Source organism: Flavobacterium subsaxonicum WB 4.1-42 = DSM 21790, assembly GCF_000422725.1.
Taxonomy (GTDB): domain Bacteria; phylum Bacteroidota; class Bacteroidia; order Flavobacteriales; family Flavobacteriaceae; genus Flavobacterium; species Flavobacterium subsaxonicum.
On the sequence record NZ_KE383913.1, the window covers coordinates 15,787 to 37,584 of the forward strand.

The following is a 21,798-nucleotide window of genomic DNA, read 5'->3' on the forward strand; positions in this document are numbered from 1 at the left end:
ACATGAAGAATTTCAGAACCCTTGCCCTTGCCTTAGTAACCATCGTATCGTTTACAGCCTGTAGCGACGACGATTCGGCAACCACGCCCGTAAACGAAGAAGAAGTGCTAACCACCATTACCGCAACCTTTACCCCTGCTGCAGGTGGCACACCGGTTATACTAATGTCGCGCGACCTTGATGGCGATGGCCCTGCCGCACCGGTTGTTACCGTAACAGGCAGTTTTGCAGTGGGTACCGACTATAATGGCGCTGTTACTTTTTTAAACGAAACTACCACCCCGGCTACAAACACTACATTGGAGATTGAAGAAGAAGGTGCCGACCACCAATTGTTCTTTCAGCAATCGGGTTTAGGTACGTTTGCTTACGCTGATGAAGATGCCAACGGCCACCCAATTGGGCTTAACTTTACATACAAGGCAGCAGCTGCACCAACAGCAGGTAACCTCACTATCACGCTAAGGCATTTACCTAACAAAGCAGGCACTAATGTAGCTGCCGGAGATATTACCAACGCAGGCGGCGGTACCGATGCCGAAGTTACCTTTGCAGTAACCGTTCAGTAATAAGTAAAGGCTGGTCTAAGCATAATTTTAAGCCACGAATTGCACAAATTTCACTAATTTATATTGGCCTCAATTCGTGTAATTCGTGGCTAAAATTTTCAGTTTATCTATATCATAAAAATTTCATAAAATTATTCAGGATAATTTATTAACTTTAGGTAATATTTTTATAATTAATAACTTATAAACTTTTAAGCCTATGAATTCTAAATTTACCCAGATAGTAAGAATACTGCTTGGAATCATCTTAATTGTATTTGGAGCCAACAAGATCTACGCCTTTATTCCCCTTCCCCAACCACCCGCCGAAGCCGCCAGTTTTATACAATCGCTATCCGATACCGGCTATGTGCTTACCGTGGTAGCCGTGTTCGAAATTGTTATCGGCATCATGCTTATCTTTAAACTCTGGGTGCCATTTGCACTGTTGGTTTTAGTGCCCATATCGTTCAACATATTGCTTTTCCACCTGTTTTTAGATGTACCTGCCATTGCAACGGCACTGGTAGTGGTAGCCCTAAATGTTATTTTGCTGTATAAGCACAAAAAGAAATACAGGCCACTGTTTACAGAGTAAAACTTTACTTAAAAAAGTATAATACACTCACTAAAACTAAAGGTAATTTAGAACTCGTCCTGGCATTTTTGATTGAAGCGAAAAATAAAGATTTTGGCTTTAAATTTTGGCTTTTTAGCACTGCATAGCAGCACTGCCGGGTAAGAAAACAGGTAAAATATAAGGCAAGAAATAATTTTACAGCTAATTAAAAAATTTCAGAACAAGTTCTTACCTTAGCGGCTACCAACCTGCATGTTATGAAATATAAATTACTTTTAGTTTTAGCGAGCTTTTTTACCATTGCAACAAGCTTTAGCCAGATTGCCCCTGCAATAGACAACCTGTATGCCTGCGATAGCAACCCGGCCACCGGGCATGCTATTTTTAACATGTACATGAGTAACCACGAGCAAATTTTAAATGCGCAGGATGTACCTTCAGATTATACTGTAGAATACTATGCTACACAGGCCAACGCTATAGCGGGTACTAACTTTATAGTTAACTCCGATTATTACGAAAACCTTACCAACCCGCAAACCATTTACTACCGCGTACAAAAAACAGCAACGGGAGAGTTTGCCATAGGCAGCTTTCAGCTAATTGTACTACAGCAAATACTTTTTACCGATGTGGTAGCCTGTGGCTCTGCCGGATACACCATAGTTGAGCCTGCCGCCGGATATGGCGAATTTTATACCGGCCCCAACGGCACAGGCACATTACTACCCTACGGCACGGTAATAACCACCCCGCAAACTATTTACGTATATTTTGGGTGCGATACCTACAACCCGTCCTTTAACGTTACCATAGCTGATGAGCCCGAATATACCGGCCCAACCGGCACCATTGTATGCGACTCGTATACGCTGCCCCCTCTTGATGCCAACAGTAGTTATTCCAACCTTAATGGCCTTATTGCCGGAGATGTTATTACAACATCGCAACAGCTTACTGTAATGACCTGGTACGGCGGCCAAGGCAGCCAGTGCTACATGTATACTCCTGTAAATATAGATGTTGTGGCGTCTTTCCCAGATCAATTAACCGTAAATGGCTGCGACTCAGAAAACAACGGCCAGGCTTATTTTGACCTTACCACTGCTTTTTACAACATACCAAATGTGGCCACATTACAGGCCACCTACCACAAAACACTGGCACTGGCACAAGCCGGCACCAACGCCATTGACGCGCAATACACCAATACCGAAGAACTTACTACATTATATGCAAGGATTATAACCGATGGTGGCGCATGCAGCCATATAATTACTATTAACCTTGTTAGCTTTACTTTTGAATACGGCACGCCCGATACAGTTACCGGCTGCGACCCCGATGGCGATGGCTTTGGCCTTTTTAACCTGGAAACTGCACTAATAGATATATCCAACGGATCTAATTTACAAATTGCCGTATTTGCTACCGAGGCAGAAGCCGTTGCTGCAACACCACTTTCTACCGGTATTGATTCAACTAATCTATTTGCCTACCAAAATACAACACCGTTTAACCAAACCCTTTATGCGGTGGTAACCAACCAGGGCAACTGCAAGCAAATAGTGCCCATTACACTAACAACCACTACCAATTGCACGCTAAAAACCGTTACCGGCACCGTACGCTACGACCAAAATGGCACCGGCTGTACAGCCACCAGCGCACCTGTGGCCAACATACAGGTCTTGCACAGCAACGGGCTTGTAGCCTTTACCAATGCATTGGGGCAGTACACTATTGAAGGTGTAACCGATGGGTCGGTTTTAGTATACGGAGATCCTTTTGGCAATTTTGCTTTAGGCGATGTTGTTTTTGAAGGGTCTGAAACTACTACCGTTGCAGATCTTTGCCTATCGCAGCCTACCAACACCGGTAATGATGTATGGGTATCTTTAATCCCAACATCTGTTGCACGCCCTGAGTTTCAGGCCAACTACACTGCATTTGTTCAAAACAGCAGTGGCGCAACAACATCGGGCACACTTACAGTAAACTTTGATGTTACAAAACTGGCGTTTATAGGGGTGGGTTCGCCGTTTACGGCATCGGGCAATACCCTTACGCTGTCGTACACGCTTGCACCTTACAGTTCGGCATTCTACACCCTTAACTTTTTGGTAGAAAATGCCACTATTGCAATACCGGGCCAGCTGCTGCAATTTACCGCACATGTAAACCAGTCTAACGATATTATAAACAGCAATAACACAACCGCTTTAGAGCAGGTTATAGTTAACTCTTACGACCCTAACGACATAACCGTTCACCAGGGCGATGTTATAACGCTTAACGAGGCCAACGATTACCTGGATTATACCATCCGTTTCCAGAACACCGGAAATGCCGATGCGGTTAACATAAAAATAGTTACGCAACTGGACGCCGACCTGTATGCGGGTTCGTTTATACCAAATACCTCAAGCCACGATTTTAGTGTGCAGCTATCGGGTGGTGCCGTTATCTTTACCTTTAACAACATCAACCTGCCGGGCGTCGAAGAAAACGAGGCACTTAGCCAGGGGTACATTTCGTACAGGGTAAGACCGGGCACGGTCTTTCCCGGAGCTGAGTATACTGCCAAAGCCGACATCTATTTTGATGGTAACGAGCCTATTGCCACCAACATAGCTTCTACAATTATAGAGAATCCGCTAACGGTACCAACGCAAACCAAAGATTCGTTTATTATTTATCCTAACCCGGCATCGGGCACGGTAACGCTACAGCTACCGGGCAATGCCGCCGCCGATGTTATGGTTGCCGATATTCTTGGCAAAACAGTCTTTACCAAAAACAACGTCGCCCCGCAAACGCTGCTGGATATATCATCTTTAAACAGCGGTATGTATTTTGTAACAGTACTCTCTGAAGGAAAAATTACCACCAAAAAATTAATTGTAAAATAACAATCAGCCCTGCCCCCACCGGCGGGGCTTTTTTGTACCCGGTTGCGCTTTCTGCAACAAAGTTTACATAAAAGGAAAGACACAAATTTCACGAATTTGCACCAATTAAGCTTCGTGTAAATTGGTGAAATTCGTGTCAAACACTATCCTAATAAGCCGCATTTTATTTGTGTACTTAGTGAAATGCCTATGCCTTTGTGGTAAAATATAATTTGTACCGGTTAGTTTAACCATAAGCACTGCACGCCACAAAGTCTTCATAAAAGTAAAGACACGAATTCCACGAATCGCACCAATTAAGCTTCGTGAAAATTTATGTCAAATACCAATCCCATTTTTTATGATAAAGCATCTCCAATTCCCAACCCATAAATAACTTTTTTTAAAGTATTTTTGTGTGAATTAATTTAGGCAAAATGAAAAAAACAGCCGTTACCATGGCCATGGCCTGTAGCCTTAGCATTACCGCACAAATGAATACTCCAAAACCTGTAAAATATCCTGAAACGCGCAAAGACGCTACCGTTGACACCTATTTTGACACCCCTGTGGCCGACCCGTACCGCTGGCTGGAAGACGACCGCTCTGCCGAGACTGCCGCCTGGGTTAAAGCCGAAAACGAGGTTACCTTTAATTACCTGGCACAGATTCCGTTTAGGGAATCGATAAGGGCGCGCATGGAAAAATTGTGGAATTACGAAAGGATATCGGCGCCTTTTAAAGAGGGCAGCTATACTTATTATTATAAAAACAACGGCCTGCAAAACCAGAGCGTTTTGTACCGTAAAGATAAAAACGGCACCGAAGAGGTATTTTTAGACCCCAACACGTTTTCTAAAGACGGTACCACATCGTTAGCCAATGTTAGCTTTAGCAAAAAAGGCGAACTGGCAGCCTACATGATATCTGAAGGTGGCAGCGACTGGGGCAAGGTTATCCTTATGGATGCCCTTACCAAAAAGCCCTTGGAAACGCTGGAGAATATAAAATTTAGCGGCCTTGCCTGGAGGGGCAGCGAAGGCTTGTATTATTCAACATACGATAAGCCCGATGGCAGCCTGCTTTCGGCTAAAACCGATGAGCACAAGCTGCGTTTCCACAAGCTGGGCACTGCCCAAAAGGATGATGCAGTTATCTTCGGCAACAGCCAAAAAAGGCGCTACGTGGGCGGTTACCTTACCGAAGACGAGCGTTACCTGATTATTACGGCCGCCAACTCTACATCGGGCCGCGAGCTGTATTTGCAGGACCTTAGCCAACCCAACAGCCCTATAATTACCATAGCCGATAATTTTGATACCGATAGCCGCATTATTGATAATGATGGCACCACCCTGTACATTGCCACCAACTACAAAGCGCCCAACAACCGCGTGGTTACCGTAGATGCTGCCAAACCGCAGCAGGCCAACTGGAAAAATTTTATTGCCGAAACCGATAATGTGCTTAACGCCGGTACCGGTGGCGGCTACATTTTTGCCGAATATATGAAGGATGCTGTATCTGTAGTTAAACAATACGACTTTAAGGGCAAACTAATTCGCGATATCGAGCTGCCGGGCATTGGCACCGCAGCGGGTTTTGATGGCAAAAAAGCCGAGAAAACCCTCTATTACTCGTTTACTAACTACGTTACCCCGGGCACGGTGTATTCGTTCGACCCTAAATCGGGTAAATCGGCGGTGTACCAAAAGCCCAAGGTAGATTTTAACGGCGATAACTACGTTTCTAAACAGGTATTTTACACCTCTAAAGACGGTACTAAAGTACCCATGATTATTACCTACCGTAAAGATTTAAAGCTGGACGGCAAAAACCCAACCATGCTGTATGCTTATGGTGGCTTTAACCAAAGCATTACACCGGCGTTTAGCATTGGCAACGCGGTGTGGCTGGAAAATGGCGGTATTTATGCCGTTGCCAACCTTCGCGGTGGTGGCGAGTACGGCAAAAAATGGCATGATGCGGGCACCAAACTACAAAAGCAAAATGTGTTCGATGATTTTATTGCCGCAGCGCAATACCTGAGTCAGAATAACTATACCTCTAAAGACTACCTTGCCATTCGCGGCGGGTCTAATGGCGGGCTGTTAGTGGGCGCTGTAATGACCCAGCACCCTGAGTTGTTTAAAGTCGCCCTGCCGGCCGTAGGCGTAATGGATATGCTGCGTTACCACACCTTTACATCGGGTGCCGGCTGGGCGTACGATTACGGCACATCGGCCGACAGTAAAGAAATGTTTAACTACATAAAAGGCTACTCGCCGCTGCATACTATTAAAAAAGGTGTTAGCTACCCGGCAACATTTGTTACCACCGGCGACCATGACGACCGCGTAGTACCGGCACACAGCTTTAAGTTTGCCGCAACCCTGCAGGAAAACCAGGCCGGCCCCGCACCTGTGCTTATCCGCATAGCCGTTAATGCAGGCCACGGCGCAGGTAAATCGGTTAAACAAACCATAGACGAGCTATCCGATCTCCAGGCCTTTACACTGTTTAATATGGGGGTAACGCCGAGTGTTAAATAGCGTTCAGTGATCAGTGATCAGTTGACGATTTTAAGTTTGCAGTCGCGGTCGCAGTTTGCAGTCGCAGCGTGTCGATGCAGGTAACAGTTTACAGGTGCTTTCTTTAGGTGCAGTTATTGCAAGGGAGACACGACCGGAACACCCGAGGGCACTGCCCGGATTGACGAGGTAATCCCATCACTATGCAGTTAGAGTTATATGTGAGATTGCCGCGCTCCATTGCATTTCGCTCGCAATGACAGTACGTGAAGATGGGAAATCTGAAAACTGAGACTGCGATTGTAAACTTAAAACTGATCACTATAAACTGGACACTGAAAACTGATCACTACTTATGAAACAGATACGATAACTGTATCGACCCGTAGTAATACCCTTGTATAACATTATTGTACAGCTCTTTGCCGCGGTAGTTAAAAGAATAAGTGTAGGTCCACGCGTTTTTGCGGTATTTAACACCGGCTTCGGCATTAAAGCGAAAAGGCACTAACGGAAAGGTAACAGGACTGGTATTATTAAACATGCTGCCCTCTATGGTAGCATCAAAATACTGGTAGTTAATGTTGGGGTTGGCATATATAAACAGCTCACGCTGCTCTTTATAGGCTTCTCTATTATGATTTAAGGCCGCGCCGTGCAGGGCAGAATCATACATGGGCAGCAGCAGGCCTTTAAGGCTGATGCGCGCCATGATTCCCGCCGAAGCGCCTATCCAAATCGTACCGGCATCGGCCTGTAACTGGGCATGCAGGTCTACTTTTTCTTTAAAGGTATTTGATAATATTTTATGAGAGTATAAACCGTTAAGCTGCAACGCCGGTGTGGTGGTAATCTGGTAGTTCCACCCCCTTACGGTATGGTAGCCCAAAAGGTCGTGCAGGCCCTGCTGTACCTGCTCGGCACCCGACTCCGGCCCTACAACCCCACCCTGAAAGTTGACTTTAAGCAGGCTCTCATTTTTGTAAAAGGTGTTAATGCCCACTTCGGCAAACAGGTAGCCCGCAAAAGGCCTGTCGTGCACATTAAGCTCGGCCGCCTGTATAGACTGCGGATTGTAAATGTACATACCTGCCTTAAATTCGGTTATTTTTTTGGCAACATTCTCGTTTTTAGATGTGCCCAGGTAGCGGTAAATAAACTCGATACCTGCGGTGTAGTACTGGTCGTTTGTCGGCGATGTGTAGAGGTCGTTATCGCTAACAAGGCTCACTTCGGCAGGTTTCTGCGCAAAGCAGGTTGCCGAAAGTAAAAGTGCAGCAAGTAATCCAATTTGGCGTAGCATCTTAATATTCGAGCTTAACATAACGCATAAGCTTTATTATCCTGCCCTTACGGCGCTCTATATAGCCCGACGATTTTGTAGCCCTGTATTTTAAAGGGTTGGGAAGGATGGCTGCAATACTGGCTGCCTCGCGCTTGGTTAGGTTAACCGCATCTTTATGAAACCAGTGCTGTGCCGCAGCCTGTGCGCCATAAACGCCTTCGCCCATTTCTATGCTGTTAAGGTACACTTCCATAATACGCTCTTTGCTCCACAGCAGCTCTATAAGCACGGTAAAATAAGCTTCGAGCACTTTACGCACATAGCTCCTGCCCTGCCATAAAAACACGTTTTTAGCGGTTTGCTGGCTAATGGTGCTGCCCCCTTTTATACGCTTGCCTTTTTTGTTGCTTTTATACGCCTTGTACATGGCCTCGAAATTAAAGCCATGGTGAATTAAAAAGCGGTCGTCTTCGCTGGCAATAACCGCCTTTTGCAGGTTGGGAGAAATCTCTTCAATAGGCACCCAGTCGTGGCTGCTGTGCATTTCCTGGCCATCGGCTTTTTGCTCAAAGGCGCGGCTTATCATTAAAGGGGTAAAAGGTACCGGCACAAAGCGGAATATAAGTACCGTAAATACAGATATTGCTACAAACCAAAGCAATACCTTATAACAAATGCGGAGTATTTTTTTAAACATAAGGGCAACAGGTTAAAACAGCCGCGAAATTACGAATTTGAATAATAGTTACTTATCTAAATTCTAAAGATTATGCCGAATGAAAAAAAATATCTGCCGGAAGCTTAAAATAATCTTTAAGCTTTCTTGCCATTTTAAGTGTAATTTCACGTTTACCGGACAGTACAGATGAAACATGCCCTTTACTGCCAATTAACGGCTCAAGGTCTTTTGCTATAATACCCATTTCTTCCATCTTTAGTTTAATAACATCAATGGGGTCAAGTTCGGGCATTGTTACATGCTTATCTTCATAATCTTTAACCAAAACCAATAAAAGCTCCAGTTCTTCTTCATCGGGAGTTTCGGGCTCAGCATGAAAAATATTCAGTGTTCTTAAAACCGCTTTATTATATTCTTCTTCTGTTTTAATTACTTTCCAGTTCATGTTGCTTAAATTTTGTGGTTAAGAATACGGGTATCAAAACTAATGGTCTCAACGTTTATTTTATCGTATTCAGAATGTGTGCCAAACCAAATAATATAAACAGCCTGTTGCCTGAAATTTAAAGAAACAATCAACCTGTAATTATTACCTTTAATATTAAATACAACACGATTGTTAGCTACAATGCTTGCACTACCATACAACTGTTTAATATCCTGGAAAGTCTTAAAATCCTTTTTCAGGAATTCATTGTACCAAACAAGCAAAGCTGTTTTTGCATCAGGATATTTTTCTATATAATATAAAATTACCTTCTTAACAATAACGTTCATCCAAACTTAGTTTTCATTTTGCAAACTTACAAAATAATTTTTAACTACTCAGCATCATATTGGCTGTTGGCACTATCCAGTTCTTCGTAATCGTTAATAAGATTTTCCAGCATTTCCAGCTCATCGCCATCGGGCGTGTTGGGCTGTGCATGAAAAAGCTCCATAGTGCGCCTTATGGCAAGTTCGTATTCTGCCTCTGTAGTAATTGGTTTCCAGTCCATTGTTGGTATGTTTTTAACGAAGATAAAACTTTTACCGCAAACTACTTAACTGAAAACGTAACAATTAGCACTTTTTTACGCCTCTTCCTCGTCTTCGTCTTCTTCCTCGCCGTACTCTTCTTCATATTCGCTAACAAGTTCCAGCAGCTGCTCCAGTTCTTCTTCTTCGGCAGTACCGGCTTCGGCATTAAATAATTCTATAATACGCGCGGTGGCTTTTTGGTATTCTTCTTCAGATTGTAGTGGCTGCATACCCATAGTATTTTGTTTTTTTGCGAAGGTAAAACTTATTAATGCAACCCAATATAGTTATTGTGTATATTTGAGAATATGAAATGTTTTACTATTGTTTTTATGTTGTTTGCCTATTTGTCTAACTATGCGCAAAACAACCTTGTAAAAGTACCTGTAGCTAAAGGCGACCCATATAACTATGCCCAACATTTGCCCGACATTAAAAACTCCGGCTATAAGTATTACATACGCTACCATACACTAAGCCAGATAACCGACCTTTACAGCAACGACAGCATTAATTTTAACGGACAACTTCTTAATCACATTAAGGAAGTTGACACAAAGACTTCGGAAGGCAGAAATTATGTTTATCAAATTACCCATCTTGATGCTGATGCCTGCTCTAAAGTTGGGTATAAAATTTTAAAAGATAAATTACCCGCAATACCAACAGATACATTGATAACGGGTTATAACAACGAATTGAATGATTGTGCGGGTGTTAATTTTATATTTAAAATTAATGAAACTTTTATTAAAACCTCTTATGGATGCCCCTGGTACCAGGACACTTCAATACCCCAATTAAAGTTATTGGACGAAAATTATATCTATATAGATAGCGTTTTAAAATTAGAAGAAGGCTATAATACATTTACTTCTAAGTTGGAGAAAGGAAAATATTATAGCATGGGATTCACTGGAATGTACATAAAAACTGATTCTGAAATGCGGGCGTGGGAGAAATTAAAAAACGAAAATCGCTATTTATATTCTGTTAAAGACACGATAAGCAATTACCTTAGAGCGGAATTAAATAAAATACACAATAATAAAGACTACATTACCTGTTTTGATTATAACCTTGTTTTTTCTAAGAAAGGCAAACTGATTAAAACTGTAAAATTTCATGAGCCTGATGAAACATTTTTAGTGCGATTATTTGATAAAGATTATCAAAATTGCAAGAAAAAAATAAAGCGGCTTTTTAAAAACATCAGTTTAAAACACCTGCACCTTAAATATGGATTTGCCCGTCAAATCAGTTTTTATGAGGGTAATTTTACGCTGAGCGACCCAACAGCTTATTGATAATACTAAATAAAACAATCCGGCCAGGATATTGACGCGCGTCAACACCCTGGCCGGATACATTATATAAAAAGATGCGTTTATCGCGCTATCATAATTTTTTGTACACCACCCTGGTTAGATGCACCATTGTAGCTAAGCTTTGCAAAATACACACCTGTTGGCAGGTCGCTTACATTAATAACGGCTTGGCCGGTAGCCTGTAGGGTACGCACCTGGGCACCCAACGCATTGTAAAGCGATACCGAATACGCACCATCGGTTTTAGGGGCAAACGTAAGCCTGTCAGACGCCGGGTTAGGATACGCACTAAACTGCGCCTGAGCCGGATTTGCAATACTAAGTGGCACCTGCGTTTTAAGGGCAAACTCGTTAGCCCCCATACAACCGGGAATAGTACCCGAAGCAAGAACCTGTAACGTAGTACCATCTACAATTTCGTAAGTAGACGGACCCGCAAAAGCCCCTGCCGTACCAATTACAAAATCGCCCGACGTTTCGTCTACATCAAAACCTTTACCGTAGGCAAAATCCCAGGTGCCGGTAAGGGTACTGGTGTAAATGGCCGAGGCAGGTGCAGTCTGGTTTTCGGTACTAAAAGCATACACTGTTTTACCCGATAAAAAATACAGCACATTGTTAGCAAACCTTAAGTAACCCGCATTGGTAACGCCGGTCAACGTTATTGGGGCAGCTGTTACATCGGTATCATCGGCTATAGCCTGTAAAGCAGTATCACCCAATACCCAAACCGTATTGCTGTCGGCATCATACTCAAGGCCATTAATACCACCCACTTGGGTAGCAATAGCTGATACAACCGTATTGGTAGCCGGGTTTATTTTAACCAGTTTAGAAGGCATAGCCACATATACAAAACCGTTGGCATACAGCATGTAGTTAGAGTAGCTGCTAATTTCGCTGTTAGCATCGTTAACCGGGGTAGCCGTGTTGGTGGCAAGGTCTATCTGGTATACCGCCGTTGGGTTGCTTACCGATACATAAGCTTTATCAGTACCACCCGTAACAAGGGTTTGCGGTGCGCCAATAGCGGTAAAGGTATGCACCGTTTCGAAAGACGGATAATTGGCCACCACCACACTGTACGATACGCCTTTAGACAAAAATACGGCCTTGCTGCCTATAACTTCATAATCCTGTAAAACATCAAAGCCCGTAGCGCCGGTATTGGCGTTCTGGTACATTGGCCCCTGCTGTACCACAGTGCCCGTGGCGTTAGAAAGGTGAAACACATCGCCATTCGGGGTACCAAAGTTACCTTCGGCAACCACATCAAGTTCAAAAGTTTTTTGTTGTGCAACAAGGTTTTGCAGGCCCAGTAAGGCCACGCCAATAAGTAAAAGTTTTTTCATTTTTCCGTGTGTTGGAATTAAGGGTTAAGAGGCTACAAAACACAATACAGCCTGCCCTTAGCGGGGAAGATTGCATTTGAGTTTTTTTGCCGAAAACTAAATACGGCCTAATGGCAGGTCTCCTGGCTTAGCCCCCGTATGTTTGCCTTCCCGCTTGCGGCAGTGGCATACTAAACATACAGTTACAGGCATTACAGTTGCGGAAACAGCCGTTGATTTTAACAACGTTCCCTTTTAATCCTTCGCATAGAAGGAACCATTAAGCGACGCAAATATACAGCTTAATACTTATTATTGTAGGAAAAACGTAATGACCTGCATATTAAGTTATGACTTTTTAAGGATTTCGCAATATCTGCTCATTATAAAAACAGAGGTAAGTTGCTTAATGTGTAAAACACTGTTGACAAAAGAAATTAATCCTAAAAAATAAAGATTAATTATATTTTGGCTAATATTGTAGTAAAAAATAAGTTAATCAATGAGTGGCGACGATAAACCGAAAAGAATAAGAATAAAAAGTCCTGTAATTGAAACATTTATCGTTGATCCCCTAAAATATGGTGTGAATGCTTCTACTCAAAATGCGAGACAGGATTGTACAATCAATATAAAATATGATGTTGAAATATGGTACGATGAGCATGTAAGCATTAGACAGCTGGAAAGAGATGGTATTGAAATAGATGTCTTAAAGAAATTAGCAAGTAAGTCATTTAAACACATTTTTTATTATCAGCTTAGATATCCTTTGGTAAAACTATTACAGTATCCTGAGCGAAAGGGACGAAACTATAGATTTGTCTTAAAAGAACAATGTGAGGATGGAGCTCTTTTAAATATTACTTGTGAATTACATTTCTTGGATGCAGGCCTATATGAGATGACATTTATTACAGCTATGATTACAAATTCTTTTAAAATATTTGATGGTCAATATATTGTAAAAGTTGATGGTGAATCATCTACATTAAGTAAATTAGAAAATGGTACAATAAAATTAATTGCTGAAGTAAAATAAGATGTAACTATAGTAGGAGATAATAGTATAGATAAAAAAGATAATAATAATAATGATAAGACGAGTACTTATCGTACCTTTGTACTCATAAAGGTAGGGTAGAAAAAGTCTGAACAGTCGAAAGACAGGGCTTGAAATATCTGAACGACCTTATTTAAAAAGCTTTTCTTTTCGGGAAGCTTTTTTATTTACTAAGATTTATCATAAAAAAATAGAGCCTCAAATTTTAGAGGCTTTTTTATTGGTCAAAATCCCTAAGTATCGAAATATCGTTACCCAGAAACATAAAGGGCGAAATCAAATTATTACTCAGATAACTTTTAAACCAAATCTGCCAGTTCCTGCCCTATAATGCTGCCAATGGCAATGCCCATGCCGCCCAGCCGTACGCCGCAGTACACATGGTTAGAGAGTTGCTGCACCACGGGTTTCTTGGCAGCGCCCATGCCCATTATGCCGCTCCAGCGGTGGGAAACGGTAAAGTCGGTTTGTGGGAGTATAACCTCGCGCAGCAGTTTTTCGAGCTGTTCCTGGATGATATCGGTCTCGCCGAAATCAGTAGTAGTTTCGCCCTCAAAGTCGAGGTTGCGGGCACCGCCAAAGAGTATGCGGTTGCCAATATTCCGAAAATAATAGTAGCCACGGTCGATGTGGAACGTGCCTTTAATATCGAGATTTTGAATAGGATTGGTAATAAGCACCTGCGCACGGGCGGGCTTAACCGCGCCGTTGGTTAGCTGCGCTGCAAACCCATTGGTGGCAAACAGCAGCTTTTTAGTGCTGAAGCTAAAACCATCCAGGTCTACCTGTACCCCATCAGCCTTTTCGTGGTAAGCGGTAACGGTCTGGCTGTTTAAAATTAAGATGTTATGGGCGGCGGCTTCTTTAAGCAATGCCTGCATCATACGGCCGGTATCAATCTGCCCCTCAAACGGGTTAAAAACCAGTTGCTCTTTGGTACCCTTAAAGCCAAAGCGGTCGGTTTCTGTGGCAAACACATCGGCTTTAAACAACGGGCGAAGCACATCGTTTACAAACGGCAGTTTGCTGATGCAATTTTCGTATCCGGAGGTATCGCTATCTAAAAAAATCTCATATCCGCCGTAGGGCTTAAAATCAATTACGGCATCGCCAAGGCGTTTGCGCAGCAATTGGAGTCCGTTCCAGCGTTTTTGTATCAGGGCGGTAACCTCTTCTTCGGTATGGGTGGTAAGGTCGTCTATAATTTCCGAAAGGCTTCCAAAACAGGCAAAGCCCGCATTTTTGGTACTGGCCCCCTGTGGCAACGGGCCTCTTTCTAAAACCAATATTTTACTCTGGGGGAAACGCTCGCGCAGCGCTATAGCCGCATGCAGGCCCACGATGCCGCTACCCACAATGGTATAGTCGACATTAGAGAACCAACTGTCTATTTCCCACCAGCTGAGTTTCAATTCGGGAAAATGCCTGGGTTTTCGTTATCATCGTCGTCCGTAGCCTCTTTTTTAAACTCTTCTTCGGTAACCTTGTTACCTTTAAGTGCATTTAAAATAAGGGGCACTGTAGTAATAAGCACAATGCCTATTATAATTTTTTCGATATGGCTCTTAAGGTCGATGTCGAACTCCTTAATAAACAGCTCGTACAGGTAATGCCCGGCAAATATCAGGGTAAACGACCATAGTATAGAGCTTACAATGTTGTACAGCATAAACTTTTTCTTGTCCATGCCCACAACACCGGCTATAATAGGTGCAAACGTACGGATGATGGGTAAAAAACGCGCAAAAATAATGGCGCGGCCACCGTGCTTTTCGAAAAACTCGTGCGATTGTATAAGGTATTTTTTCTTGAACCAGAAGGTATCTTCTTTAGCATAAAGGTAGGTACCGCTTTTAGCGCCAAACCAGTAGCCAAAGGTGTTGCCCACCACACCCGATGCCGCAATTAACAGCGCCAGTACAAATACGTTTATAAAGTCGCCATCAAGTACCAAAACAGTGCTAAGCAGCTCTGTGCTGTAAATACCGGCAAGAAACAAAAGGCTGTCTCCCGGTAAAAAGAACCCGGCAAAAAGGCCGGTCTCGGCAAAAACAATAAACAGTACTACGTAAATACCAACGGGCACACCACCTAACTGCAGGTTAATGTAAAATTCAGGGTTAATTAACTGCATCCAGTCGAAACCGTCTTTCATATCTTTTTTATTTTTTAATCTATTTTAGTTTCCCACTTATCTACGGCCGTAGTAGCCAGGGCATTACCCAGTACATTGGTCATACTGCGCGCCATATCGCAAAAGTGGTCTATAGGTAATATAAGCGCAATGCCTTCCGGCGGAATATCGAACATGGCACAGGTAGCCACCACCACAATAAGCGATGCCCTTGGCACACCCGCCACACCTTTACTGGTAAGCATAAGCACCAGCAACATAAGCAATTGTTTTTCTATAGGCATGTCTATGCCATATACCTGTGCAATAAAAAGGCTTGCAAAAGTCATGTACATCATACTGCCATCCAGGTTAAACGAGTAACCCAGCGGTAGTGTAAACGATACAATTTTAGGGTCGCACCCAAAGCGCTCCAGCTCTTCTGTCAGTTTCGGGAAAACCGCCTCACTGCTCGTGGTACTAAAGGCAATAAGTAAGGGGCTCGCCAGCCTTTTAAGCAGTGCGAAAAGCCTTTTACCCAATATAAGGTAGCCTACAGAGAGCAACAATATCCATAAAAGGAAGATGCCCAGGGCAAAATCTACAAGGTAGTTGGCATACAGCTGCCAGATATCAAAACCATAAATAGCCACAGCACCGGCCACGGCGCCAAAAACGCCCAGCGGGGCTACCCACATAATGTAGCTTACCATTTTTAGCACTACGTGCGATATGGTATCGAGCACTTTTATAACCGGTTTGCCAATATCGCCAACAGACGACAGGGCAATACCAAACATTATGGCAAAAATAACGATCTGTAAGATCTCGTTACCTGCCATAGCCTCAACTATACTTTTAGGCACAACGTGCACTACAAAATTTTCTATAGAGAAACCACCGGTGTTGTGTACAAGCTCATCGGCCGGGGCAACATCTTTCATGCTAACGGTGGCATTTTTGCCCGGCTCCAGCCAGTTTACCAATACCATGCCCAAAAGCAGCGATATTAAAGATGCCGATATAAACCATGCCATAGCCTTACCGCCCACGCGGCCCACCATTTTCATGTCGCCCATTTTGGCAATACCCACAACAAGGGTACAAAAAACAAGGGGTGCAATTATCATTTGCACCATGCGTATAAATATGGTGCCCAGTAGTTTAATGTTCTTTGCAAAGGCGGGGGCACTTTCGGGGGCATGGTAAAATACCTGTCCGCCTAAGGCCACACCCAATACAAGCCCAATAATAATGGCTATAAATAATTTGTTGTTGCTTTTCAAACGTGCGTGTTTTAAGCCCGTGAAATTACTGATAATTTTTGAAACGGCCTTTAGTTAACTACTAATTAAACGGTATTAGTGCCGCTACAGTATAGTACAAACCATTAAAAGCTTATTAATAAAAACGTAAGAAAAATATTTAACTGTTACTGTTTCAAAGTAAACGACAATTATTATTCCGAAATTTAACAATAGCTATAAAATTACAGCAAACAATTCGATATGCAGATAGTATTTCTGTAACGTAATCGAAACAATTATATGCCGCCCCGCCGGGGCTTACAATCGCCGCGCCACCTGTAAGGTTTTTAAAACCTTACAGGTGTTAATTTTCTAAAAGGATTAGCCTGGGGGATGTAGATTTTTAAACCTACAAGGTCTTCGAAACCTTGCAGGTTGCCAAGCCTACACACCTCCTGCAAGGTTTTCAAAACCTTGTAGGTATATTATTCCCTGGAGTACATTCTGTACGGATTATATGCCGCTCCTCCGGAGCTCCCTGTCGTGCCGCCTCGTTATTGCTATAGACATGCCGCCCCGCCGGGGCTTACAATCGCCGCGCCTCCTGCAAGGTTTTTAAAACCTTGTAGGTGTAATTTTCTAAAGATTCGGATTGCTTTAATTTCCTATCTCGATTATAGGCTTCGGAGAAGCGGCATATCTATAGAAAAATAATTGCAGTACTAAGGGGCATATAAATTCATATCTACTTACTCAGCCAGCCGCCTAAAATTTTGGTAACAACAGGCATAACCACCCACGTTAGCAGCGCCACCATAACCACAGCTATTACCAACTGGCCCACCGCTAACGGCCAGCTTAAAGTAACAGGTATAAGTGTTACAGCCAGCAGCATTGCCGTAGGAAATACACCTACCAAAGTAGCCAGTGCCATTTTATAGCGCGGTGGCTGGTTAGGCGACCTGAACCAGGCTTCCAGACCTGTTAAGTTGCGGTACTGGGCCGGCTCTGTAAGGGTAGCGGCATAAGCATCCCAATCTTTAAATAGTTTCGAATTGTAAAAGGCATCGCGCTGGGCTTCGTTGGCAAAGGTGCGCAAAATGCCAATTTCGTTACTTGCCGCACCGGGCAGCGCGGTTATCATACCGGCACCCTGTACGCCGCCCTGTATAAACGATTCGCCTAAAAAATTACGAAGCGCAGTTTTAAATTCTTCTTCTTTTCCCGGCAGTATTTTTCTTGTTACAGCAACGTGTACAGGTTTTTTTGGTTTCATAAGTGTTGGTTTATTTGGCATCATAAATATAGCCGAATTTTAAAACCCTCAAATGTAGCGCAGCAGTTTTTCAGGTTAATTTTTGCAATAATGCCTGTGCCTAAAAACTATTAATTATTTTTGATAAAGTTTTACAAAATTTACAAATGAAAAAAGTTCTTCTTCTAACATTAACCATCATGGGATTATCTGCTTCGGCACAAAACAGCATGACCCCCGAAATGCTTTGGAGCCTTGGCCGCGTTAGCACCCTGGGCATTACCAAAGACGGGAAAAACATTGTATACAGGGTAAGCATACCCAATGTAGCCGAGAATAAATCGGATGCTAAATTTTATACCATTCCCCTTACCGGAGGCACTGCCACCGAGGTTAAAGAATACAAGGCCCTGCTGGCCGATAAGTATGTTTCGCCCGATGGCAAGCTGTACCTTACCAGTAAAGAAATTAAGGTAGAAAAAGTATACGGCAGCGATTATTACAAAGACCTTGATAAAAGTACCGTTCAAATATACGATGGCCTGGATTACCGCCATTGGGATACCTGGAGCAGCGGCCTGCACAACCACGTGGGCTTTACGCCTGTGGCCGATAAAGATAACTTTACCGATATTATGCCCGATGAGCCGTACGATTCGCCTCAAAAACCTTTTGGCGGCGAAGAAGATTATGCCTGGAGCCCCGATGGCAAGAGCATTATCTACGTAAGTAAAAAGAAATCGGGTACGGCGTATGCCACCAGTACCGATACTAATATATACGAGTATAACCTGGCCACCAAAAAAACCACCAACCTTACCCCCAACAATCCGGGCTACGATACCAACCCCGGCTATTCGCCGCAGGGCGACCTTACCTGGCTGCAAATGAAACGCGACGGTTATGAGGCCGATAAGAATGATATTATTGTGCGTTTTAAGGGTATGGAAATTAACCTTACCGCCGGTTGGGATGGCACTGTTGACAGTTTTATGTGGAGTGCCGATGGTAAAAAAGTATACTTTCTGGCCCCTATAGATGGTACCAAGCAGTTGTTTGAGGTTAACTTTCCGGGGTTGACAAAAATTGCGGTTACCGTTACGCAAATTACTAACGGCGATTTTGATGTGAATACAATCGTTGGCTTTAGCGGTAACACCGTGATTGCCGAGCGTGCCGATATGAACCACGCTACAGAAATTTACAGCTACGACCTTAAAAAGAAAACCTGGAAACAGCTAACATCGGTCAACAATGCGGCTTATGCTAAAATTGGGCTAAGCAAGACAGAGAAACGCTACGTTACCACTACCGATGGTAAAAAGATGCTGGTTTGGGTGGTATTGCCCCCTAACTTTGATGCTAAAAAGAAATACCCTACCCTGCTGTATTGCCAGGGTGGCCCGCAAAGTGCGCTAACGCAGTTTTACTCGTTCAGGTGGAATTTTCAGCTTATGGCAGCGCAGGGCTACATTGTTGTGGCACCTAACCGCCGCGGTATGCCGGGCCACGGTGTAGAGTGGAACGAAGCTATTAGTAAAGACTGGGGCGGCCAGGTTATGAACGATTACCTTAGCGCCATAGATGCCGTGGCCAAAGAGCCGTATGTAGATACCAAAAGGCTGGGTGCCGTGGGTGCCAGCTATGGTGGCTACTCGGTATTTTATTTGGCGGGCATACACAACAACCGCTTTAAAACCTTTATTGCACACGATGGTGTTTTTAACCTGCAAAGCATGTATGGCACTACAGAGGAGGTTTTCTTTACCAATTGGGATAGTGGCGGCCCGTACTGGGAAAAAGACAACGCAGTTGCCCAAAAAACCTACGGCCAGTTTAACCCCGTTAATATGGTAGAAAAATGGAACACCCCAATATTGGTAGTTCAGGGGGGTGTCGATTTCAGGGTGCCTATCGGGCAGGGACAGGAAGCATTTCAGGCAGCGCAGCTAAGGGGCATAAAAAGTAGGTTTTTATACTTTCCTGATGAGAACCACTGGGTGCTAAAACCGCAAAACGCACTGGTTTGGCAACGCGAATACTTTAAGTGGTTAAAGGAAACCTTATAGAAATGTCACAAAACGTTAAGATTTTGTAAATTTTCTGTATTTTAGCGTTTTAAATAAAACTCAACTAAATAGTAAAAAGTTTATGTCTAATTTTTCAATTAAGCCTTTTGTAGCCGCTTCGTTAATGCTGGCCGGCATGCAGGGAGGTTATGCACAGGATTACCTTGTAAATTCGCTTAAAAGCAACCAAAGCGCTAACAGTAAAGACTCTTTTGTATTTACCGATGTTGTAAATATTGAAAACACCCCGGTAAAAAACCAGGGCTCATCGGGTACATGCTGGAGCTATTCGGCCAACTCGTTTTTAGAGTCGGAAATGATCCGCATGGGCAAGCAGCCGGTAGAGATTTCGCAAATATATACTGCCCGTAATGCTTACATAGAAAAAGGTATTAACTACGTACGCATGCACGGCGCCATTACCCTTGGCGATGGTGGTGCACTGCACGATGTTATAAACATGTACCGCAAATATGGCGCTATGCCGCAAAGCGTTTATACAGGCCTTAACTACGGTACTGCCAACAATAAATTTGCCGAGATGGCTGCCATGAACGAGGGCCTTCTTGCTGCTGTGGTTAAAAACCCTAACGGCGAACTTTCGCCTAACTGGATCAAAGCCTACACATCGGTTATTGATACTTACCTTGGCGAAGTGCCGCAGTCTTTTGATTATAAAGGCAAAAAATACACCCCGCAAACTTTTGCTAAAGAGGTGGTGGGCATTAACCCCGATGAGTATGTTGAGCTGTCATCGTTTTCAGACCACCCGTACTACCTGCCGTTTGTGCTAATGGTGCCAGATAACTGGTCGTTAGACATGGTTTATAATGTAAAAATGAACGAGCTTACCGATGTTATAGATGCTGCCCTTAAAAAAGGGTACACCGTAGGATGGGCAGGCGACGTTAGCGAAAAAGGCTTTAGCTGGAAAAACGGCGTGGCTTACATACCTGCAAAAGATGTTGCTACAATGACAGCCGAAGAAAAAGAGGCTATTTTTAAAGGCCCGCAGCCGGAACTGGAAATTACCGAGGCGTTACGCCAAAAAGCTTTTGACAATTACCAGACACAGGACGACCACGGCATGCACATTGTTGGCCTTAGCAAAGACCAAAACGGTAAAGAATACTACATTGTTAAAAACTCGTGGGGTGCCACCAACGATTATAAAGGCTACCTGTACATGAGCAAAAACTTTGTAAAATATAAAAGTACTGCCATACTGTTAAACAAAGGCGGCCTTACTAAAGAGATGGCTAAAAAACTAAACCTTAGCGTTAAGTAATCCTTGCTTTAATAAAATAATACAGAAATCCCAATCGTAACAGTTGGGATTTTTTTTGTGCTGATTTTATATGCCGCTCCTCCGGAGCTCTTACCTAACCAAAACAATTTTCTATAGATATGCCGCTTCTCCGAAGCTCATCATCAAGATGGGAAAATTAAACAACCTGAATCTTCTAAAAAATTAATACCTCAAGGTTCTAAAAAGTTTGCAGGAGGCATATACGGCAATCAACCTGCAAGGTCTCGAAGACCTTGTAGGTTTAAAAATTCAACATACCACACGCCAAATCCTTTTTAAAATTAATACCTACGAGGTTTTAAAAACCTTGCAGGAAGCGCGGAGATTGCGAGCCCCGGCGGGGCGGCATATCTATAGCAATAACAAGGCTGTTATTCAGAGAGCTCCGGAGGAGCGGCATATCATCATTTCAAAAATCGGCGCAATGTATCTCGTAGCGATTTAATTTCGGTAGCATCGTGCCGACCCCATATTAAATTTCCCGTTAGGGAATTAATATATACCAGCTTGGCAACCTCAAGGTATCGAAGACTTGTAGGTTTAAAAATT

The 21,798-nt window shown here is 43.3% G+C and carries 20 protein-coding genes and 1 riboswitch; of the genes, 9 read left to right on the top strand and 11 right to left on the bottom strand.

Annotation, left to right across the window (positions count from 1 at the left end; translation table 11 throughout):
• Positions 1 to 2: 2 nt before the first annotated feature.
• The 4 genes from G509_RS0120885 to G509_RS0120900 all read left to right on the top strand — a co-directional run bounded on the left by G509_RS0120885 (position 3) and on the right by G509_RS0120900 (position 6,571).
• Positions 3 to 569 carry a hypothetical protein gene (locus G509_RS0120885; protein WP_026993334.1) on the top strand — a complete coding sequence of 189 codons (567 nt, stop codon included), beginning with the start codon at positions 3 to 5 and terminating at the stop codon, positions 567 to 569.
• 199 nt (positions 570 to 768) lie between these two features.
• Complete coding sequence (locus G509_RS0120890; protein WP_026993335.1) at positions 769 to 1,146, top strand: DoxX family membrane protein; 378 nt, start codon at positions 769 to 771, stop codon at positions 1,144 to 1,146.
• A gap of 239 nt (positions 1,147 to 1,385) precedes the next feature.
• Positions 1,386 to 4,040, top strand: a complete 2,655-nt coding sequence (locus tag G509_RS0120895; protein ID WP_026993336.1) for a T9SS type A sorting domain-containing protein — start codon at positions 1,386 to 1,388, stop codon at positions 4,038 to 4,040.
• Positions 4,041 to 4,477: 437 nt separating this feature from the next.
• The gene (locus G509_RS0120900; RefSeq protein WP_394363571.1) at positions 4,478 to 6,571 is read left to right on the top strand and encodes a prolyl oligopeptidase family serine peptidase; all 2,094 of its coding nucleotides are present in this window, start codon (positions 4,478 to 4,480) and stop codon (positions 6,569 to 6,571) included.
• A 328-nt stretch (positions 6,572 to 6,899) separates the two neighbouring features.
• Here G509_RS0120900 and G509_RS0120905 read toward each other — a convergent pair whose 3' ends face one another.
• The 6 genes from G509_RS0120905 to G509_RS22640 all read right to left on the bottom strand — a co-directional run bounded on the left by G509_RS0120905 (position 6,900) and on the right by G509_RS22640 (position 9,764).
• On the bottom strand, positions 6,900 to 7,853 hold the full coding sequence (locus G509_RS0120905) for a lipid A deacylase LpxR family protein (RefSeq protein ID WP_035739427.1): 954 nt from the start codon (positions 7,851 to 7,853) through the stop codon (positions 6,900 to 6,902).
• 1 nt (position 7,854) lies between these two features.
• Positions 7,855 to 8,532 (bottom strand): monofunctional biosynthetic peptidoglycan transglycosylase, encoded by a 678-nt coding sequence (gene mtgA / locus G509_RS0120910; protein ID WP_026993339.1) that lies wholly within the window; start codon positions 8,530 to 8,532, stop codon positions 7,855 to 7,857.
• 70 nt (positions 8,533 to 8,602) lie between these two features.
• The gene (locus tag G509_RS0120915) at positions 8,603 to 8,959 is read right to left on the bottom strand and encodes a helix-turn-helix domain-containing protein (protein ID WP_026993340.1); all 357 of its coding nucleotides are present in this window, start codon (positions 8,957 to 8,959) and stop codon (positions 8,603 to 8,605) included.
• A gap of 5 nt (positions 8,960 to 8,964) precedes the next feature.
• Entirely contained in the window at positions 8,965 to 9,291 is a 327-nt protein-coding gene (locus G509_RS0120920) for a type II toxin-antitoxin system HigB family toxin (RefSeq protein WP_026993341.1), read from the bottom strand.
• A 44-nt stretch (positions 9,292 to 9,335) separates the two neighbouring features.
• Positions 9,336 to 9,512, bottom strand: coding sequence for a transcriptional regulator (locus G509_RS23510; protein WP_117590915.1), 177 nt, complete (start codon positions 9,510 to 9,512; stop codon positions 9,336 to 9,338).
• A 75-nt stretch (positions 9,513 to 9,587) separates the two neighbouring features.
• Positions 9,588 to 9,764 carry a hypothetical protein gene (locus tag G509_RS22640; protein WP_154657788.1) on the bottom strand — a complete coding sequence of 59 codons (177 nt, stop codon included), beginning with the start codon at positions 9,762 to 9,764 and terminating at the stop codon, positions 9,588 to 9,590.
• Between the two features lie 78 nt (positions 9,765 to 9,842).
• Between G509_RS22640 and G509_RS0120935 the strand changes: the two genes are divergently transcribed.
• On the top strand, positions 9,843 to 10,841 hold the full coding sequence (locus tag G509_RS0120935) for a hypothetical protein (protein ID WP_026993342.1): 999 nt from the start codon (positions 9,843 to 9,845) through the stop codon (positions 10,839 to 10,841).
• 80 nt (positions 10,842 to 10,921) lie between these two features.
• On the opposite strand, the gene G509_RS0120940 is transcribed toward G509_RS0120935, so the two are convergent.
• Positions 10,922 to 12,214: a T9SS type A sorting domain-containing protein gene (locus tag G509_RS0120940; RefSeq protein ID WP_026993343.1), complete on the bottom strand. Its 1,293-nt coding sequence runs from the start codon at positions 12,212 to 12,214 to the stop codon at positions 10,922 to 10,924.
• 95 nt (positions 12,215 to 12,309) lie between these two features.
• Positions 12,310 to 12,490, bottom strand: a riboswitch (cobalamin riboswitch).
• A 205-nt stretch (positions 12,491 to 12,695) separates the two neighbouring features.
• Here G509_RS0120940 and G509_RS0120945 point away from each other — a divergent pair.
• Positions 12,696 to 13,235: a hypothetical protein gene (locus G509_RS0120945; protein ID WP_026993344.1), complete on the top strand. Its 540-nt coding sequence runs from the start codon at positions 12,696 to 12,698 to the stop codon at positions 13,233 to 13,235.
• Positions 13,236 to 13,555: 320 nt separating this feature from the next.
• Here the strand turns inward: G509_RS0120945 and G509_RS0120950 are convergent, their stop codons facing one another.
• From G509_RS0120950 to G509_RS0120965, 4 genes are all read right to left on the bottom strand, one after another.
• Positions 13,556 to 14,668, bottom strand: coding sequence for an NAD(P)/FAD-dependent oxidoreductase (locus tag G509_RS0120950; protein ID WP_026993345.1), 1,113 nt, complete (start codon positions 14,666 to 14,668; stop codon positions 13,556 to 13,558).
• The gene (locus G509_RS0120955; protein ID WP_026993346.1) at positions 14,665 to 15,411 is read right to left on the bottom strand and encodes a DedA family protein; all 747 of its coding nucleotides are present in this window, start codon (positions 15,409 to 15,411) and stop codon (positions 14,665 to 14,667) included. The genes G509_RS0120950 and G509_RS0120955 overlap by 4 nt, the downstream gene beginning before the upstream one ends.
• Before the next feature lie 14 nt (positions 15,412 to 15,425).
• Positions 15,426 to 16,655 (bottom strand): dicarboxylate/amino acid:cation symporter, encoded by a 1,230-nt coding sequence (locus G509_RS0120960; RefSeq protein ID WP_026993347.1) that lies wholly within the window; start codon positions 16,653 to 16,655, stop codon positions 15,426 to 15,428.
• 706 nt (positions 16,656 to 17,361) lie between these two features.
• Complete coding sequence (locus G509_RS0120965) at positions 17,362 to 17,892, bottom strand: putative antibiotic biosynthesis monooxygenase (RefSeq protein WP_026993348.1); 531 nt, start codon at positions 17,890 to 17,892, stop codon at positions 17,362 to 17,364.
• A gap of 146 nt (positions 17,893 to 18,038) precedes the next feature.
• Here G509_RS0120965 and G509_RS0120970 point away from each other — a divergent pair, with 146 nt between their 5' ends.
• The 3 genes from G509_RS0120970 (at position 18,039) to G509_RS0120980 (ending at position 21,694) form a co-directional block, all read left to right on the top strand.
• Positions 18,039 to 19,940, top strand: a complete 1,902-nt coding sequence (locus tag G509_RS0120970; protein ID WP_026993349.1) for a S9 family peptidase — start codon at positions 18,039 to 18,041, stop codon at positions 19,938 to 19,940.
• A gap of 82 nt (positions 19,941 to 20,022) precedes the next feature.
• Positions 20,023 to 21,228: a C1 family peptidase gene (locus tag G509_RS0120975; protein WP_026993350.1), complete on the top strand. Its 1,206-nt coding sequence runs from the start codon at positions 20,023 to 20,025 to the stop codon at positions 21,226 to 21,228.
• A 208-nt stretch (positions 21,229 to 21,436) separates the two neighbouring features.
• Entirely contained in the window at positions 21,437 to 21,694 is a 258-nt protein-coding gene (locus tag G509_RS0120980) for a hypothetical protein (RefSeq protein ID WP_026993351.1), read from the top strand.
• The last annotated feature ends 104 nt before the right edge of the window (positions 21,695 to 21,798 follow it).

Coding starts and splice junctions, on each gene's coding strand:
- G509_RS0120885 (WP_026993334.1), top strand. CDS start 3: ATGAAGAATTTCAGAACCCTTGCCCTTGCCTTAGTAACCATCGTATCG.
- G509_RS0120890 (WP_026993335.1), top strand. CDS start 769: ATGAATTCTAAATTTACCCAGATAGTAAGAATACTGCTTGGAATCATC.
- G509_RS0120895 (WP_026993336.1), top strand. CDS start 1,386: ATGAAATATAAATTACTTTTAGTTTTAGCGAGCTTTTTTACCATTGCA.
- G509_RS0120900 (WP_394363571.1), top strand. CDS start 4,478: ATGGCCATGGCCTGTAGCCTTAGCATTACCGCACAAATGAATACTCCA.
- G509_RS0120905 (WP_035739427.1), bottom strand. CDS start 7,853: ATGCTACGCCAAATTGGATTACTTGCTGCACTTTTACTTTCGGCAACC.
- mtgA (WP_026993339.1), bottom strand. CDS start 8,532: ATGTTTAAAAAAATACTCCGCATTTGTTATAAGGTATTGCTTTGGTTT.
- G509_RS0120915 (WP_026993340.1), bottom strand. CDS start 8,959: ATGAACTGGAAAGTAATTAAAACAGAAGAAGAATATAATAAAGCGGTT.
- G509_RS0120920 (WP_026993341.1), bottom strand. CDS start 9,291: ATGAACGTTATTGTTAAGAAGGTAATTTTATATTATATAGAAAAATAT.
- G509_RS23510 (WP_117590915.1), bottom strand. CDS start 9,512: ATGGACTGGAAACCAATTACTACAGAGGCAGAATACGAACTTGCCATA.
- G509_RS22640 (WP_154657788.1), bottom strand. CDS start 9,764: ATGCAGCCACTACAATCTGAAGAAGAATACCAAAAAGCCACCGCGCGT.
- G509_RS0120935 (WP_026993342.1), top strand. CDS start 9,843: ATGAAATGTTTTACTATTGTTTTTATGTTGTTTGCCTATTTGTCTAAC.
- G509_RS0120940 (WP_026993343.1), bottom strand. CDS start 12,214: ATGAAAAAACTTTTACTTATTGGCGTGGCCTTACTGGGCCTGCAAAAC.
- G509_RS0120945 (WP_026993344.1), top strand. CDS start 12,696: ATGAGTGGCGACGATAAACCGAAAAGAATAAGAATAAAAAGTCCTGTA.
- G509_RS0120955 (WP_026993346.1), bottom strand. CDS start 15,411: ATGAAAGACGGTTTCGACTGGATGCAGTTAATTAACCCTGAATTTTAC.
- G509_RS0120965 (WP_026993348.1), bottom strand. CDS start 17,892: ATGAAACCAAAAAAACCTGTACACGTTGCTGTAACAAGAAAAATACTG.
- G509_RS0120970 (WP_026993349.1), top strand. CDS start 18,039: ATGAAAAAAGTTCTTCTTCTAACATTAACCATCATGGGATTATCTGCT.
- G509_RS0120975 (WP_026993350.1), top strand. CDS start 20,023: ATGTCTAATTTTTCAATTAAGCCTTTTGTAGCCGCTTCGTTAATGCTG.